Origin of the sequence: Streptomyces olindensis (assembly GCF_040645895.1) — a bacterium.
In the GTDB taxonomy this organism is placed as follows: Bacteria; Actinomycetota; Actinomycetes; order Streptomycetales; family Streptomycetaceae; genus Streptomyces; species Streptomyces olindensis.
In genome coordinates this window covers 24,286-39,487 of sequence record NZ_JBEYZD010000022.1, presented here as the reverse complement: position 1 = coordinate 39,487, position 15,202 = coordinate 24,286, and the positions used below count along the sequence as shown (strand labels likewise).

16 protein-coding genes are annotated in these 15,202 nt (G+C 73.3%); 10 read left to right on the top strand and 6 right to left on the bottom strand.

Annotation, left to right across the window (positions count from 1 at the left end; translation table 11 throughout):
* The first annotated feature begins 33 nt into the window (after positions 1–33).
* Positions 34–330 carry a DUF1330 domain-containing protein gene (locus ABZ948_RS16545; RefSeq protein WP_359760097.1) on the top strand — a complete coding sequence of 99 codons (297 nt, stop codon included), beginning with the start codon at positions 34–36 and terminating at the stop codon, positions 328–330.
* A gap of 224 nt (positions 331–554) precedes the next feature.
* On the opposite strand, the gene ABZ948_RS16540 is transcribed toward ABZ948_RS16545, so the two are convergent.
* Positions 555–1,064, bottom strand: a complete 510-nt coding sequence (locus tag ABZ948_RS16540; protein ID WP_359760265.1) for an NUDIX hydrolase — start codon at positions 1,062–1,064, stop codon at positions 555–557.
* Positions 1,065–1,225: 161 nt separating this feature from the next.
* Between ABZ948_RS16540 and ABZ948_RS16535 the strand changes: the two genes are divergently transcribed.
* The 3 genes from ABZ948_RS16535 (at position 1,226) to ABZ948_RS16525 (ending at position 3,055) form a co-directional block, all read left to right on the top strand.
* Complete coding sequence (locus ABZ948_RS16535) at positions 1,226–1,834, top strand: helix-turn-helix domain-containing protein (RefSeq protein WP_359760095.1); 609 nt, start codon at positions 1,226–1,228, stop codon at positions 1,832–1,834.
* Between the two features lie 88 nt (positions 1,835–1,922).
* A complete protein-coding gene (locus tag ABZ948_RS16530) occupies positions 1,923–2,588 on the top strand; it encodes a hypothetical protein (protein ID WP_359760093.1) in 666 nt (221 codons plus the stop codon).
* Positions 2,589–2,722: 134 nt separating this feature from the next.
* Positions 2,723–3,055: a DUF2516 family protein gene (locus ABZ948_RS16525; protein ID WP_359760263.1), complete on the top strand. Its 333-nt coding sequence runs from the start codon at positions 2,723–2,725 to the stop codon at positions 3,053–3,055.
* Between the two features lie 91 nt (positions 3,056–3,146).
* Here ABZ948_RS16525 and ABZ948_RS16520 read toward each other — a convergent pair whose 3' ends face one another.
* From ABZ948_RS16520 to ABZ948_RS16510, 3 genes are all read right to left on the bottom strand, one after another.
* Positions 3,147–4,490, bottom strand: a complete 1,344-nt coding sequence (locus ABZ948_RS16520) for a PP2C family protein-serine/threonine phosphatase (RefSeq protein ID WP_359760091.1) — start codon at positions 4,488–4,490, stop codon at positions 3,147–3,149.
* Between the two features lie 316 nt (positions 4,491–4,806).
* On the bottom strand, positions 4,807–5,883 hold the full coding sequence (locus ABZ948_RS16515) for a C40 family peptidase (protein WP_359760089.1): 1,077 nt from the start codon (positions 5,881–5,883) through the stop codon (positions 4,807–4,809).
* A 258-nt stretch (positions 5,884–6,141) separates the two neighbouring features.
* Complete coding sequence (locus tag ABZ948_RS16510) at positions 6,142–6,960, bottom strand: class I SAM-dependent methyltransferase (protein ID WP_359760087.1); 819 nt, start codon at positions 6,958–6,960, stop codon at positions 6,142–6,144.
* A gap of 513 nt (positions 6,961–7,473) precedes the next feature.
* On the opposite strand from ABZ948_RS16510, the gene mshA reads away from it, so the two are divergent.
* Together mshA and ABZ948_RS16500 are read left to right on the top strand one after the other, a co-directional pair.
* Positions 7,474–8,811: a D-inositol-3-phosphate glycosyltransferase gene (mshA, locus tag ABZ948_RS16505; protein WP_359760085.1), complete on the top strand. Its 1,338-nt coding sequence runs from the start codon at positions 7,474–7,476 to the stop codon at positions 8,809–8,811.
* Positions 8,804–9,337: a type III secretion system chaperone family protein gene (locus ABZ948_RS16500; RefSeq protein ID WP_359760083.1), complete on the top strand. Its 534-nt coding sequence runs from the start codon at positions 8,804–8,806 to the stop codon at positions 9,335–9,337. Before mshA ends, ABZ948_RS16500 begins: the two co-directional genes overlap by 8 nt.
* Here the strand turns inward: ABZ948_RS16500 and ABZ948_RS16495 are convergent.
* Positions 9,334–10,152, bottom strand: coding sequence for a helix-turn-helix transcriptional regulator (locus tag ABZ948_RS16495; protein ID WP_359760082.1), 819 nt, complete (start codon positions 10,150–10,152; stop codon positions 9,334–9,336). The genes ABZ948_RS16500 and ABZ948_RS16495 overlap by 4 nt on opposite strands.
* Before the next feature lie 49 nt (positions 10,153–10,201).
* On the opposite strand from ABZ948_RS16495, the gene ABZ948_RS16490 reads away from it, so the two are divergent.
* Both ABZ948_RS16490 and ABZ948_RS16485 read left to right on the top strand, forming a co-directional pair.
* Positions 10,202–10,648 carry a DUF2000 family protein gene (locus ABZ948_RS16490; RefSeq protein ID WP_359760080.1) on the top strand — a complete coding sequence of 149 codons (447 nt, stop codon included), beginning with the start codon at positions 10,202–10,204 and terminating at the stop codon, positions 10,646–10,648.
* A gap of 116 nt (positions 10,649–10,764) precedes the next feature.
* The gene (locus tag ABZ948_RS16485; RefSeq protein WP_359760078.1) at positions 10,765–11,484 is read left to right on the top strand and encodes a YqeB family protein; all 720 of its coding nucleotides are present in this window, start codon (positions 10,765–10,767) and stop codon (positions 11,482–11,484) included.
* Here ABZ948_RS16485 and ABZ948_RS16480 read toward each other — a convergent pair.
* Positions 11,474–11,932: a DUF5707 domain-containing protein gene (locus tag ABZ948_RS16480; RefSeq protein ID WP_359760077.1), complete on the bottom strand. Its 459-nt coding sequence runs from the start codon at positions 11,930–11,932 to the stop codon at positions 11,474–11,476. The genes ABZ948_RS16485 and ABZ948_RS16480 overlap by 11 nt on opposite strands.
* A gap of 203 nt (positions 11,933–12,135) precedes the next feature.
* On the opposite strand from ABZ948_RS16480, the gene ABZ948_RS16475 reads away from it, so the two are divergent.
* Both ABZ948_RS16475 and ABZ948_RS16470 read left to right on the top strand, forming a co-directional pair.
* Positions 12,136–14,523 (top strand): sensor histidine kinase, encoded by a 2,388-nt coding sequence (locus ABZ948_RS16475; protein ID WP_359760075.1) that lies wholly within the window; start codon positions 12,136–12,138, stop codon positions 14,521–14,523.
* The gene (locus ABZ948_RS16470) at positions 14,520–15,197 is read left to right on the top strand and encodes a response regulator (RefSeq protein WP_359760073.1); all 678 of its coding nucleotides are present in this window, start codon (positions 14,520–14,522) and stop codon (positions 15,195–15,197) included. The genes ABZ948_RS16475 and ABZ948_RS16470 overlap by 4 nt, the downstream gene beginning before the upstream one ends.
* The last annotated feature ends 5 nt before the right edge of the window (positions 15,198–15,202 follow it).

The following is a 15,202-nucleotide window of genomic DNA, read 5'->3' as shown; positions in this document are numbered from 1 at the left end:
TTCTGGTGATCAATTCCGAACACAGGAGGAACCGTGGCCAAGGGCTACTGGGTCAGCGTCTATCCCACCGTCACAGACCCTGAGGGGCTTGATGGCTACAACGAACTGGCCGGTCTGGCCGTCATGGCCGCAGGCGGGCGGCTGCTCGCCGGCATCGGCAGCCGGGTCGTCGCACACGAAGCCGGAATCGCCGAGCGCGTTGTCCTGATCGAGTTCGACAGCTTCGAACAGGCGGTCACCGCATACGAGAGCGCGGCCTACCAGAAGGCGCTGGCCGAACTCCCCGCCGGCTTCGAGCGCGACTTCCGCATCATCGAAGGCCTCGACTGACGAGCGATGGTGCGGATGTCACCCCGACGTTCTTCGAGGTAGTCGAAGAGGCCTCCGGCCAGAACCAGATCGAAGGGGCTGTGCCGGCGGCCAGGTGTGCGGCGGTGCGAAGGACGCTGCCGGGTCCGCGTTGGCGATCGCCGGGAGTTCGGCCATGGCGATCAGCCGCTCTCACAAGGCGCGTTGGCCGCAAGCAGGCGTCCCAGCCCGCGAGGCGAGAGAGGTCAGGACTGCGCGGTCCGGAACGCGAGATACCGGCTGAAGGCTTCGTGGCTGTCGGGGGTGAAGCGCCACTCCCGCAGGGCCGAGTCGAGCTCCGGCTCGGTCAGCCAACCAAGCCAGGCGACCTCATCGGGATCGGGGACCATGGCGTCCCGCACCACGGCTTCGTGCACGCCGAGCCAGTGAGGGCTCAAGCCGCTGCGGTTGATGAACGTGAACAGCAGGCGCGGCAGCGCACGAACGCCCAGCTCTTCGGCCAGCTCCCGCGCGGCGGCCTGTTCATAGGACTCGCCGACATGCGCGGCGCCACCGACCTCGACCTCGTAGAGCCCTGGGAAGCGCGATACCTGCTCCGACCGCCGGTGGATGAGGATCCGCCCACGCTCATCACGGCACACCGTCACGGCGACCCGGTGCAGCCAACCCTCCCGGATGGCCTCCTGACGGCTGACCACCCCCAGCACGTGATCTCGACCGTCGACACGCTCCACCAGTTCATCCACGTCGCACACACTGGCAGAGTCCACCGACAACGTCCTTTCTCGGCGACTCGCGAGGCCGGCCCCAGAGCACCTGCACCAGGAGGCCGGACGCGGGACGCGTCCCGCGTGGCGTGGCGCACTATTGCAAGCGGGTGCTTGCAATAGTTAGCGGGGTGCGGCACTGTGGAGGCATGGCATCGCTCAACGTCGGCAATCTCGGTGACTACCTGCGCGAGCAGCGGCGCAACGCGCAGCTGTCGCTGCGGCAGCTCGCCGACGCCGCCGGGGTGTCCAATCCGTATCTGAGCCAGATCGAGCGCGGGCTGCGCAAGCCGAGCGCGGAGGTGCTGCAGCAGGTCGCCAAGGCCCTGCGGATCTCCGCCGAGACGCTGTACGTCCGGGCCGGCATCCTCGACGCCGAGCGCGACCGGGACGAGGTGGAGACGCGCGCCGTCATCCTCGCGGACCCGACGCTGCACGAGCGGCAGAAGCAGGTGCTGCTGCAGATCTACGAGTCCTTCCGCAAGGAGAACGGGTTCGGGACCGACGGCGACGGCGACCTCGCCGGCGGCTCGGGCGGCTCCGCCGTCGTCGGCATCGTCGTCGGCGACGACGCGGCGGACACGGACGGATCCGCCCCGGACGGCGGCACCGGGATACGACGGACCCGCACGGCCGACGGCGAACCGCCCGCCGAGCGCCGTACCGGCGGGAACGACGGCGGTACGTCCGCCAAGCCCCGCCGCACCCGCAAGGCCACCGGCGGCAGCGACACCGATCCGCAGCAGACGGCCGGCTGAGCCGGACCAGGGCACCGGCCGCCGACTGCGGATCACACAACCCTCAGCCGAACCCTCAAGCGAGACAGAATCCGGGAGGACCATCACCATGGCCATCACCGACGACCTGCGCAAGACCTTCAGCGACCCGACCCCGCTCTACTTCGCCGCAGGCACCGCCGACCTCGCCCTTCAGCAGGCCAAGAAGGTGCCGGCCCTGGTGGAGCAGCTGCGCGCCGAGGCCCCGGCGCGGATCGACGCCGTGCGCAACACGGACACCAAGGCCGTCCAGGAGAAGGCGTCCGCCCGGGCCAAGGAGGCCTCCGCCCGCGTCAAGGAGACGCAGCAGACCCTCCAGAACAAGGTCACCGAGTTCATCGGCTCCATCGACGTCGACATCAAGAAGCTCGGCAGCACGATCGACGCGGACCTGAAGAAGGTCGGCGAGACCGCCCAGGACTTCGCGCTGCGCGGCGTCGGCGTGGCCGCCGAGTACGCCGTCAAGGCCCGCGAGACCTACGAGAAGGTCGCCGAGCACGGCGAGCAGGCCGTGCGGACCTGGCGCGGCGAGGCCGCCGAGGGCATCGAGGACGTCGCCGAGGGCGTCGAGGAGCTGGCCGTGGCCGTCGAGCCGAAGCCGGAGCCGGTCGCGGTCAAGGAGGAGCCGGCGAAGCCCGCCGAGGCCAAGACCGCCGCCGCGAAGAAGGCCCCGGCCAAGAAGGCCCCGGCGCGCAAGCCCGCCACGGCGAAGAAGACGACGCCGCCGGCGAAGTAGGCACAAGAGAAGCAGGCGCGAAAGAAGTAGGCACACGAGCCGACGCGGGCCGGGCACCCCGGGGGTGCCCGGCCCGTTGTACGGGTACGGTGACCGCGTAGGACGAGCCGAGTCGGGTGGTGGACATTGTGCTGATGCAGGGCTTCGAAGGGTTTATGTCGCTTCTGAGCATGGCCCTGATCGTTTTCAGCGGCTTCGCGTTGATCGACGCGGCCGTGCGCCGGGAGGACGCCTACCGCGCGGCGGACAAGAAGACCAAGCCGTTCTGGCTGATCATCCTCGGGCTCGCCTTCGTGGTGAACCTGCTCTTCCCGATCCTGTCGTTCCTGCCGATCATCGGCCTCATCGCGACGATCGTGTACATGGTCGACGTCCGCCCCGCGATCCGGGCGCTCCCGGGCGGCGGCCGCAGCAACCGCGGCTCCAGCAGCGACGGCCCGTACGGCCCGTGGAACGGCGGCCGGTAGCGGCTTCGGCAGCCCCGCAGCCTCTACCGGCGGTCGGTGGAGCCTCTACCGGCGGTCCTGGAGCCTCCCTCGGCAGTCCCGGAGCCCGGGGCTACGGCACCCGGTCCAGCAGCAGTACCGCCACGTCGTCCGTCAGCTCGCCGCCGTTGAGGTCGCGGACCTCGTTCACCGCCGCCCGCAGCAGCTGCTCGCCCCGCAGGCCCTCGGCGAACTGGCGGCGGACCATCTCCGTCATGCCGTCCTGCCCGAGCCGCTCCCGGCCCTCGCCGACCCGGCCCTCGATCAGGCCGTCGGTGTAGAGCATCAGGCTCCACTCGGCCCCCAGCTCCACCTGCATCCGCGGCCAGCGGGCCCCGGGCAGCAGCCCGAGGGCCGGCCCGTTGTTGTCGTAGGGCAGCAGGCGGGCCGGCCGGCCCGGGCTGGCGAGCAGCGGCGAGGGGTGGCCCGCCAGGCACAGGCCCGCGCGGCGGCCGTCCGGCGCGATGTCCACGGTGCACAGGGTCGCGAAGATCTCGTCGTCGGCCCGCTCGTGCTCCAGCACCTGCTGCAGCGTGCCCAGCAGCTGGTCGCCGCAGAGGCCCGCCAGCGTCAGCGCGCGCCACGCGATCCGCAGCTCCACCCCGAGCGCGGCCTCGTCCGGGCCGTGGCCGCAGACATCGCCGATCATGGCGTGCACGGTGCCGTCCGGCGTGCGTACGACGTCGTAGAAGTCACCGCCGAGCAGGGCGCGCGAGCGGCCCGGGCGGTAGCGCGCGGCGAACCGCAGCGGGGAGCCGTCCAGCAGCGGCGTCGGCAGCAGACCGCGCTCCAGGCGGCGGTTCTCCTGGGCGCGCAGCCGGCCCTCTGCGAGCCGGCGCTCGGCCGACTCGGAGCGCTTGCGCTCCACCGCGTAGCGAATCGCGCGGCTGAGCAGCCGGCCGTCCAGCTCGTCGCGGAAGAGGTAGTCCTGGGCGCCCACGCGCACGGCCTCCGCGCCGCGCTCGGCGTCGCCCGAGGCGGTCAGCGCGAGGACGGCGTGCCGGGGCGCGAGCTCCAGCACGTGCTTGAGCACGGCGAGCTCGTCGTCGGAGTCGCTGCGGCCGGGCGCGGACAGCGCGAGGTCCAGCAGGATGCAGTGGACGTCGTCGGTCAGCAGCCGCTCGGCCTCGGTGAGGTTGCGGGCCGTGCGGACGCGGATCGGCTTGCCCGCCTGGTCGAGCATGTCGGGCACGATCGGCGAACCCGCCGGATCGTCCTCGATCAGCAGCAGGGTGAGATTCGTGTGGGCGGTCTGGTTCTCCACCTTGTCCGTGGTGTTCCCGGCGTCCGGCGTGCGGGCCGCGGCCGAGGCGTCCGTGACGGAGTCCTCGGCGGAGCCGCCGCGCGGGGACGCGGCCTGCGCCTGACCACTCTCCACGGCCGGGATCGCTCTCTGCCGCGGTATGGGTACGGGCATCGTCTTGGGTTCCTTCCCTCCCCCCGAGGGCATGGCGGGGGCGAGGGACCTCGACCCACCGACGGGGACCATAGCGGGTGTCGGCGCCGCATTGGAATGGTGTGAGCCACGCCGCTGCGCCACCGGCCAGTGTCATATGCCGCGATATGCCCCGCAGTTGGACAGGCCGGAGATGCCGTGGGAATGACGAACGTCACGCCGACGCGGCGTTTGGCGGCTGGTTCGGGGTGGGGTGGGTCACGTGGGCCAGGTCACCGGGGGTGTCCACTGTCCGATATCCGGTGCGTGCTCGGGGATCCGGTATGCGCTCGGGCGTTCAGCCCGCGTCGGGCCGCACTACTCCCAGGATGGGCATGGAGCCCGCCCCCGCGAGGGTCACGTCCCGTCCGGGCCGGGGCGCGTGCACGATCGCGCCGTCTCCGACGTACATCGCGACATGGCTGGCGTCGTCGAAGTAGATGATGAGGTCGCCGGGCCGCATGTCCTGGACGTCGATGTGGCGGAGCTGCTTCCACTGCTCCTGCGAGGTGCGCGGGATGCCGCGGCCGGCGGATATCCAGGCCTGTGAGGTCAGCCCCGAGCAGTCGTAGCTCTTCGGGCCCTCGGCGCCCCACTGGTAGGGCTTGCCGATCTGGGCCGTGGCGTACGCGACGGCCTTCTTGCCCTGCTCGGAGGCCTTTCCGCTGATCTCCTGGAGGATGCCGGAGTCGAGCCAGGCGGTCTGCGCCTTGTCCGCGGCCTCCTTCTCCAGCTGGGCGAGGCGCTCCTGCTCCTCCTTCTGCAGCTCGGATTCCAGCTTCTCCGCCTGCGCGATCTGCTTCTCGATCTTCTTCTGCGCGACGGCCTTGGCCTTGCGGCCCGCCTCCAGCTTCTTCCACTGCGCGGAGGCGTCCTCGGCGTACTGCTCCAAGTCCTCCTGGGTGCGGGTCAGTTCGCCGATCAGGCCCTTGGTCGCGTGGTGGCCCTCGCGGACCCGGCCGGCGCCGTCGAGGAACTCCTGCGGGTCGTCGCTGAGCATCAGATGGGCCTCGGGCGGGAGTCCGCCGCCGCGGTACTGGGCGGCGGCCGCGGCGCCCGCGCGCTCCTTGAGCTGCTCCAGCCGCTCCTGGCCCTTGACGATCTTCTTGGCCAGTTTCACGATCTCGTCGGACTGCTTGTCCGCCTTCTCCTCGGCGGCGTTGTACTCGTCGGTGGCGCGGGCCGCGGCGCGGTAGAGCTTGTCGAGCTTCTCGCGGACGGCTTCGAGGTCCTTGCCGGGGGCGAGCGTCGGGCCCGTGCTCGGGGTGGGGGAGGGGCTGGGACTCGCGAACGCCGTGCCCGGTGCCGCCAGCACCGAGACCGCGCAGACCACGGTCACGGCCGTCGCGATCAGGCCACGCTTGCCCCTACGCATACTTCGTCCCCCAAACTGATTAACCGTCAGTAACTTCCGGTTCGCCTGGGGATGCTGCCATGTCGGCGGGCAAAGCGACAGAGGTAGTACTTCCCGCCGCCCCCTCCCCGGTATGCCCCCGGCATGACGATCTCCCCGGGTGTGTGACGAACGACTCAAAGAGATCGTTCCCGGCGGTATCCCGGCGGTATCCCGGCGGTACCCCCGCGGGTTGAGCCGGGCGGCTCGGGCCGCCCGGCTGGGGCCGCGGCCCGGGGCTCAGGACCGGGGTGCCAACGCCTCCCAGCGGACCGTCACTTCGCCCTGCCGCCAGCGCACCGGCCCGTCGGCCACCGGCCAGTCGGCCGTGAGGTCCCGTACCGCCCGGATCCAGCGCTGGCGGGCACCGTAGGAGGCGTAGGGCGCGGCGGCGGCCCAGGCGCGGTCGAAGTCGCGCAGGAAGGCGTGCACCGGCTCGCCCGGGACGTTGTGGTGGATGAGCGCCTTCGGCAGGCGTTCCGCCAGGTCCGAAGGGCGCTCCAGGGAGCCGAGGCGGGTCGCGAAGGTGACCGTGCGGGGCCCTTCCGGGCCGAGCGCGACCCACACGTGCCGGCGGCCGATCTCGTCGCAGGTCCCCTCGACCAGCAGCCCGCCGCGCGAACCGCCCGCCGGGTCGGCCGGCGCGAGCCGCGCGCACAGCCGCTGCCACACGGCGGCGACCTCGGCCTCCTCGTACTGCCGCAGCACGTTCGCCGCGCGCACCAGCAGGGGCCGCTGCGGGATCGGGATCTCGAAGCCGCCGTGCCGGAAGACCAGCCCCGGCCGCTCGTACGGCAGCGCCGCCGCGACCCGGGCCGGCTCGATCTCGATGCCCACGACACGCGCGCGTGGCGCGACCGTCCGCAGACGGTGCAGCAGTTCGACGGCCGTCCAGGGGGCGGCGCCGTAGCCGAGGTCGACCGCCACGGGGTCGGCGGCGCGGCGCAGCTCCGCGCCGTGCGTGGCCGCGATCCAGCGGTCCATGCGGCGCAGCCGGTTGGGATTGGTCGTCCCGCGCGTCACCGTGCCCAGGGGGCGGGGGGTCGCGCGGGCTGTCATGCCTAAGAGGGTATGCGCCCTCCGCTAGCCCTCGGCCCGCCCCCGCCGCCCCCTCGGCCCGTCCCCGCAGGTCCCCGGTCTCTCCTCGCAGGTCCTCGGTCTCTCACCGCTGGCCCTCGGCCCGTCCCCGCCCGCCCCGGCACGTCCCCCCGCCGTCCCCGGCGCGTCCCCCCGCCGGCCTCGGCCCGTCCCCATCGGCCCCCGCCCCGTCACGGCCGACCCCCGCCCCGCCCCGGCCGACCCCCGGCCCGCCCCCGCCGCCCCTCGGCCCGCCCCGTAACCGTCGGCTCGTCCGCCCGCCTCGGCCCGTCACCGTGTACCCCCGGCCCGCCTCCCGCCCCGGGCAACGCACTCCCCCCCCTCGAACGGTTGAGCGACCTCTGGTAATGGCTCGGCAAAAACGGCCCCCTCGGAACCCCGGCAGGAATGGGAATGCGTCCCTCCGGTGTTGCACCGGCTTGGAGGGCACCCGCGCCTCCATCCGGTATGCCCGCAGCCAAGGAGGAAGGCCACGTGAGCCAGTACATCGGCAGGCTCGGGCGGCGCTCCGCGTCCTCGCCCGCGCGCCTCCGGCTGCACCGCAGGCCCCGCCGGGTGGCCATGCTCTCCGTGCACACCTCCCCGCTGCATCAGCCGGGCACCGGCGACGCCGGCGGCATGAACGTCTACATCGTGGAGCTCGCGCAGCGCCTCGCCGCGATCAACATCGAGGTCGAGATCTTCACGCGCGCGACCGCTGCCGCCCTCCCGCCCACCGTCGAACTGGCCCCCGGCGTCCTCGTCCGGCACGTCGACGCCGGTCCCTACGAGGGCCTCAACAAGGAGGACCTCCCCGCCCAGCTGTGCGCCTTCACGCACGGCGTGATGCAGGCCTGGGCAGGCCACCGCCCCGGCCACTACGACCTGGTCCACTCCCACTACTGGCTCTCCGGACACGTCGGCTGGCTCGCCGCCCAGCGCTGGGGCGTCCCCCTGGTGCACGCCATGCACACCATGGCCAAGGTCAAGAACGCCAACCTGGCCGACGGCGACACCCCCGAGCCGGCCGCCCGGGTCATCGGCGAGACCCAGATCGTCGACGCCGCCGACCGGCTCATCGCCAACACCACCGAAGAGGCCGACGAACTCGTCCGGCACTACGCGGCCGACACCGACAAGGTCGCCGTCGTCCACCCCGGTGTGAACCTGAGCCGCTTCTCGCCCGCCGACGGCCGCGCCGCCGCCCGGGCCCGCCTCGGCCTGCCCCAGGACGCCCTCATCCCGCTCTTCGCGGGCCGCATCCAGCCCCTCAAGGCCCCCGACGTGCTGCTGCGTGCCGTCGCCGTCCTCCTCGACCAGCGCCCCGAGCTGCGCTCGCGCATCCTCGTGCCGGTCGTCGGCGGCCCCAGCGGCAGCGGCCTCGCCAAGCCCGAGGGACTGCAGAAGCTCGCCGCCCGCCTCGGCATCGCGGACGTCGTACGGTTCCACCCGCCGGTCGGCCAGGAGCAGCTCGCGGACTGGTTCCGCGCCGCCTCCGTGCTGGTCATGCCCTCCTACAGCGAGTCCTTCGGCCTGGTGGCTATAGAGGCCCAGGCGGCCGGCACTCCGGTGCTCGCCGCGTCGGTCGGCGGCCTGCCGGTCGCCGTGCGCGACGGGCACACCGGTTTCCTCGTCCGCGGCCACGATCCGGCCGACTACGCGCGCGTGCTGCGCGACTTCGCCGACGACCCGCGGCTGTCGCCCCGGATGGGCGCGCAGGCCGCCCGGCACGCCCAGTCCTTCGGCTGGGACACCGCGGCCGCCACCACGGCGGACGTCTACACGGCCGCGCTGCAGGCGCACCGCCGTCGCGTACGCTCGCACCATGGGTGACGCACAGAAGGCGGCAGCACAGACCGTCGAGGCCGTCCTGAAGGACGCCGAGCTGGAGTGGGAGAGCCCCGAGCCGGGCACGTACGTCGCGCAACTCCCCGGCACCCGCAAACTGAAGACGACCGTCTCCCTGATCGTCGGCCGCCACTCCCTGTCCCTGAACGCCTTCGTCATCCGCCACCCCGACGAGAACGAGCAGGGCGTCCACCGCTGGCTCCTGGAGCGCAACCTCAAGCTCTACGGCGTGAGTTACGCCGTCGACCAGCACGGCGACGTCTACGTCACCGGCCGGCTCTCCCTGTCCGCCGTGACCGCCGAGGAACTCGACCGCCTGCTCGGCCAGGTCCTGGAGGCCTCCGACGGCGGCTTCAACACCCTGCTGGAGCTGGGCTTCGCCTCGGCGATCCGCAAGGAGTACGAGTGGCGGGTGTCCCGGGGCGAGTCGACACGGAACCTGGACGCCTTCGCGCACCTGACGCAACGCCCGGAGCGCCCGGAGCGCCCGGAGCGCCCGGAAGGCCCCTAGGGCGCCACGCGGTAGCTCCCGGGCGGTACCCCCACCAGCTTCCGGAAGTGCCGGGTGAGATGGGACTGGTCGTAGAACCCGGTCGCCACCGCGACCTCGCTCGGTGACCGTCCTTCGAGCAGCAGCCGGCGTGCCCGGCCCACGCGCAGGGACGTCAGGTACTGGTGCGGGGCGATGCCGTACGCGGTGCTGAACGCCCGTACCAGGTGTGACGGATGGGCGCCCAGCAGCCCGGCGGCCTCGGTCAGCCCGATGCCCTCGACGACCCGCTCGTCCAGCAGTTCGCGCAGCCGGCGCGCGAGGACCGGGTCCGCGGGTCGGGGCCTGTCGCTCTCCCCGCGCAGATGCCCGCGCAACCGCTCCCCGACGAACATCAGCCTGCTCTCGGCCTCCAGCTCCTCACCCGGCCGCACCAGCGCGCCGTGCAGCTGTCCGACGCGCCGCCGCAGCAGCGGATCGCGCAGGTCGGGCCGGTCGACGGCGGCCCCGATGAGCTCGTCCCCGAGGTACGTCCCGTCGAGGTACAGCACCCGCTTGCGGAAGCCCTCCGGGGTGACGGGGGAGCCGTTGTGCGGCACGTGCGGCGGCAGCAGCGACACCGTGTCGTGCGGGGTGCCGTGCTCGTGCCGGTCGAGGTCGTACCGTACGGCGCCGGTGTCGACGATCAGCAGCGTCCAGGCCTCGTGGACGTGCATCGGATACGCGTACTCGGTGAACCGGGCGTGGAAGACCTCGACCACACCCGGGACGGCCGGCCGCCAGGCGGAGACGATCCGCTGCCGGTCCGGGGTCGTGCGGGCGGGCTGTGAGGCCATGCAAAGAACGTACAAGACCCGGCCCGGGGCCGCCGGGCACGCTCGGATCATGAACACGATCACCGAATCCCCGGGACCGGAGCCGATCCGCTTCGACACGAAGATCGCCGTGCTGCTGCGCGCCGACCTGGAGCCCTGGCAGCGCCTCAACGTCACGTCCTTCCTGGTCAGCGGCTTGGGAACGCAGATCCCCGAGGTGATCGGCGAACCGTACGAGGACGCGGACGGCGTGCCCTACCTGCCGATGTTCCGCCAGCCGGTCCTGGTCTTCGAGGCCACGAAGGAAACCCTCGCCACGGCCCACACCCGCGCCCTGTCCCGCTCCCTGCCCCGCTCGGTCTTCACGTCCGACCTCTTCACGACGGGCAACGACCGCGACAACCGCGCGGCCGTACGGGCGGTGCCGACGGCGGAACTGGACCTGGTGGGACTCGCGGTCCACGGCCCGAAGAACGCGGTGGACAAGGTGGTGAAGGGGGCGCGGATGCACCCCTGAGCCGGGACGGCGGACGCCCCCGGAACCGGCGCGCGGGCGGGGCGGCGACCAAAGTCGCGGACCGGTAGACCAACGGCTGATGACAGGGCCGCGGGCCCCTCCGCAGACTCGATGCCATGGAGGAAGCCAGGAACGTGCCCCTGCACAAGAGCCCCGGGCCGCGGGCGGACGAGGCCGCGGAACTCAAGGAATCGGCCTGGGTCATCATGCTCTTCTGCGTCGCCTGCGGTGCCGTCGCCGGTGCGCTGCTGCCCCTCCTCGCCCGCCTGCTGCTGTCCCTGCCGTGGGCACCGCTGAAGGGTCCGGCCGAACTGCTGACCTCCCTCCCGGAACCCGTCCTCACCCTCGGCACGACCGCGGTGGGCGTGCTCGGCGGACTGCTGCTCGGCGTCTCGGCGGTGCACGACTCGCTGTCGGTCCGCGTCGGCGACACCCACGTGACGCTGACGATCAGGGACGGCTCCCAGGAGTTCGCCCGCGAGGAGATCTCCGCGCTGTTCCGGGACGGCAAGCACCTCGTCGTGCTGGCCCCGAGCGGCATGGAACTGGCCCGGGAGCACTGCGGCCTGCCCTGGCAGCGCCTCGCGGACACCCTCACCGAGCGCGGCTACACCTGGGCGCGGGAGGACCCGTACCGCGCCGAGTTCCGCCGCTGGGTCCCCGGCACCCCCGGCCTCCCCCCGGGCGCGGACGCCCTGCTCCGGGCCCGCGCGAAGGCCCGCAAGGACGAGGACGGCGCCGAGGAGGCCAGGGAGTTGCGCGGGGAACTGCTGCGGCTGGGCGTGGTCGTACGGGACGAGGACAAGCGGCAGTACTGGCGGGTCGTCAGCGGCTGACCTCGAAGGTGGCGGCGCGGGGCACGAAGGCCGTGCCGCCGTCCTCGGCGGTGACCAGCGCGGAGACGTACCAGGTGCCGGTGCCGAGCTCCGCCGCCTCCTCCTTCGAAGCCCGCACGGTGTAGGTGCAGCGGGACGTGTCCTCGCCGGTGCTCTCGCACGTGGCGCGCTCGGCGGACCGCAGCTCGGCCTCGGTCGGGTCGAGCTCCGAACGCGCGGGCCAGGCCAGGACGTTGAGGCTCCGGACGCCCGAGTCGTCCGTCACGTCCGCGGTGAAGGTGAGCGTGCCGGTGCCGGTGCCGGTGCTGGTGCCGGTGAAGCGGGCCGAACCGTTCTTCAGGGCCGGCTCGGTGGTGCCGGAGGCGGAGGCCACGGCGATACCGCCCGCGGCGATCCCCCCGATGACGACGACGCCGACGAGCGAGGACACGAGAATGCGCTGGGACATGGGAGATCCTCCGGAAATCGGTGGGTGAACGCGACGTCTCCCGATGCGGGAGGTCGATGTGATCGAGCCTAGGGACGCCGCTCCGCACGGCCATCGGGCTCCGGAAGGGTCGTATCCGCGGGGTCTGTAACCCAGGTAAGAGACCCGGATCCGCCCTCAGCCGGAGGGGGACCGCCGGTCCGCGGTCCTAGCCTGGTCACCTCATGAATCGAACCGACGACCGACTTCTCCCGGTCGCGCTGCTCTGCGCCCAGGCCGCCGCATGGCCCGGCGCGGCACTGGCGCGCGGAACCGTACCGCCCGGGTCCGCGCTGCTCGTGGCGGCCCTGGTCGGCGGAGTGGTGACGGCCGCTCTCGCCCTGCGCCGGGCCCGCCCGGTGACCGCCCTCGCCGTGGTCACCGCCGCCTGCGCCCTGGGCGCCGGCCCGCTGCCCACGGGCGCGGTGGCGGTTTTCGGCACCGCGGGCGTCGCCCTGGCCCTGTTCACCGCCGCGGCGGAACGCGACACGTTCACCGCCGTGCTGTGCGTCGTGACGCTCGCCGCCTGGCAGTCGCTGCACGGCATCACCCTGCACGGACTGAGCGCCCCGGACGGCCTCGACCTCGCCCTGACCGCCCTGCTGTACGCCGCCGCGTGCGGCTCAGGCCTGCTGGCACGGCGTGCCCGTCGCGCCCGGCGGGCCGCCGAGCACCTGCTGCGGCGGGCCGAGGCCGAACGTCACCGGCTCCCGGAGGCCGAGCGGCGCCGTATGGAACGGGAGCTGCACGACGTCAGCGCCCACCACCTGACCGCCGTCGTCGTCACGGCCGGGGCGGCCCTCGGGCTGCGCGACCGTCGCCCCGAACTGGCCGCCGAAGCCCTGGAGTTCGCGCGGGAGACCGGCCGTGAGGTCACCCGGGCCCTCGGAGCGGTCCGGGCACCGGCGCCGTCGCGTGAGGAACTGCCGTCGCCCCAGGAGCGGTTGCGGGCACTGGTCGCCGGGTTCCGCAGGCTCGACCAGCGGGTGGACTGCGAGATCGACGCCCTCCCCGACGGCACCGTCGCGGACGCCGCGTACGGCATCGTCCGCGAGGCCCTGACCAACGTGACCCGGCACGCGCCCGGTGCGCACACCACCGTCCTGTGCCGGTACGGCGACACCCGCACGGACGTCGTGATCACCAGCGCGGCCCCACCCGCCGGCACACCGTCGCACGGATCCGGTCTCGGCTCGGGCCGGGGCCAGGGCTTCCTGCGGTCCCGGGCCCGCGAGGCGGGCGGCACCCTCACCAGCGGCCCGACGGCGGACGGCGGCTGGGAGGTACGCGCGACCCTGCCCGGCCGGACCGCCGGCCCCGTGGAACAGACCGTGCCGCGCGGTTACCGCGCGGCCCAGCTGACGGCCGCCCTCGGCCTGTTCCTCCAGCCACTGCTCCCGGCCCTGGTCATCCGCGCGGACAGCGCGTCGAGCGGACCGCGGGTGTCCGCGGGCGTCCTCTTCGCCCTGCTGGCCGCGGCCCAGGGCATCGCCCTGCTGTGGCTGCGACGGGCACCCCGGACGGCCTTCGGGACCCTCCTCGGGCTGGCCCTGCTCTGGCCACCGGCGATGGCCCTGGGCGAGTACGGCGGTCCGGTGCTGCTGCCGCCCCTGCTGAGCGTGCTGCCCACGGGTGGGGCGGTGGTGGCGGCCACGGCGGGGTGGCCGGGTGCGCGCGGCGCAGGGGGCCAGTCGAGCGGACACCCCGGGCGGCCTGCCGGGCAGGTCGGGCGGTCCGCGTGGCGGATCGGGTTCGGGCGGTCCGCGTGGCAGATCGGGCGGCCCGCGTGGCAGGTCGCGGCCGCGCTGGCGCACGCGACCGCCGCGACCGCCGCCGTCCTTGACCGGGGTACGGCGTTCCCCGTCTGGGCGGTAGCGCTGTGCGCGGCAGCCGGAGCGGCCCTGGCGATCGGCACGGCCCGCTGGTACGGGACCAGGAGAGGCCGCCGCGACCGGGCCGACCGGGACACGCGCGAGGAACGCCTGGCCGCCTGGACCGAGGAGGCCGTCCGGGAGGCCTGGGCGGAGCGCCGCCGTATCGCCACCGGCCTGGAGACCACCGTCCTGGCCCGCACCGCCGACATGGTCGCCGCGGCGGAGGCCGGCCGCCTCGACACGACGGCGGAACGCGCCCGTGAGGCACTGGCGGCGATGCGCGCCCTGCTGGACACGGTCACCGAGGGCGAGGCGACACCGCCCGGCCGCCGGCCGCAACCCACCCTCCAGGCCCTCGACCTGCTGGCCCACCAGTGCCGGGCCACCGGCAGGGACGTGGAGATACGACGGACGGACCGGATCCCCGAACGCCTGCCCACGGCCGTGGACCTGGCCGCCTACCACGCCGCCGAGACCGTGCTGGCGGCAGGCGGCGAGGAACCGGCCCTCCTCGAACTCGACACGGACGGCGATACGTTGACCCTCACGGCCACCGGGGTGCCCGAGGCAGCCGGACCCGCCCTGCGCGAGCGCCTGGCGGCCCGGATCGAGACCCTCGGCGGCACCCTGACCACGGGCCCGGACGGCACGCTCCGCCTCCGGCTGCCCCTGTCCGGAGAAGAGGGAACCGAGCGATGAGCCTCAAAGTGCTGGTCGTCGACGACCAGGGCATCGTCCGGGCGGGGTTCGCGGCCGTGATCGACGCCGAGGACGACATGACGGTCGTGGGCGAAGCCGCCGACGGCGCGGCAGCCGTACGCCTCGCCGACGAACTGTCGCCCGACGTCGTCGTCATGGACGTACGCATGCCGGAACTGGACGGCATCGCCGCCACTCGCATCATCACGGGCCGGGAGAACGCGCCCCGGGTCCTCGTCCTGACCACCTTCGACCTGGACGCCTACGTCTTCGACGCCCTGCGCGCCGGCGCCTCCGGCTTCCTCCTGAAGGACGTACACGCCTCCGAACTCCTGCACGGCATCAGGGTCGTGGCGACGGGCGAATCGGTCCTGGCCCCCTCGGCGACCCGCCGCCTCATCTCCCACTACGCCTCGGCCCCGGAACGACCGACCACCGGCGGCCCCCGCCAACTCGACAGCCTCACCACCAGCCAGCGGAACGTACTGGGCCTGCTCGCCGCCGGCCTCAACAACGCGGAGATCGCCGAATCGCTGGGCATCACGGTGGGCACGGTCAAGTCCCACGTGAACGCGCTCCTGCGCAAACTCGGCCTGCGCGACCGCGTCCAGGCGACGATCCTCGCCTACGACCTCGGCCTGGCCCGCCCCAACCCGCCCGGCCCCCACCTCTGACCGCC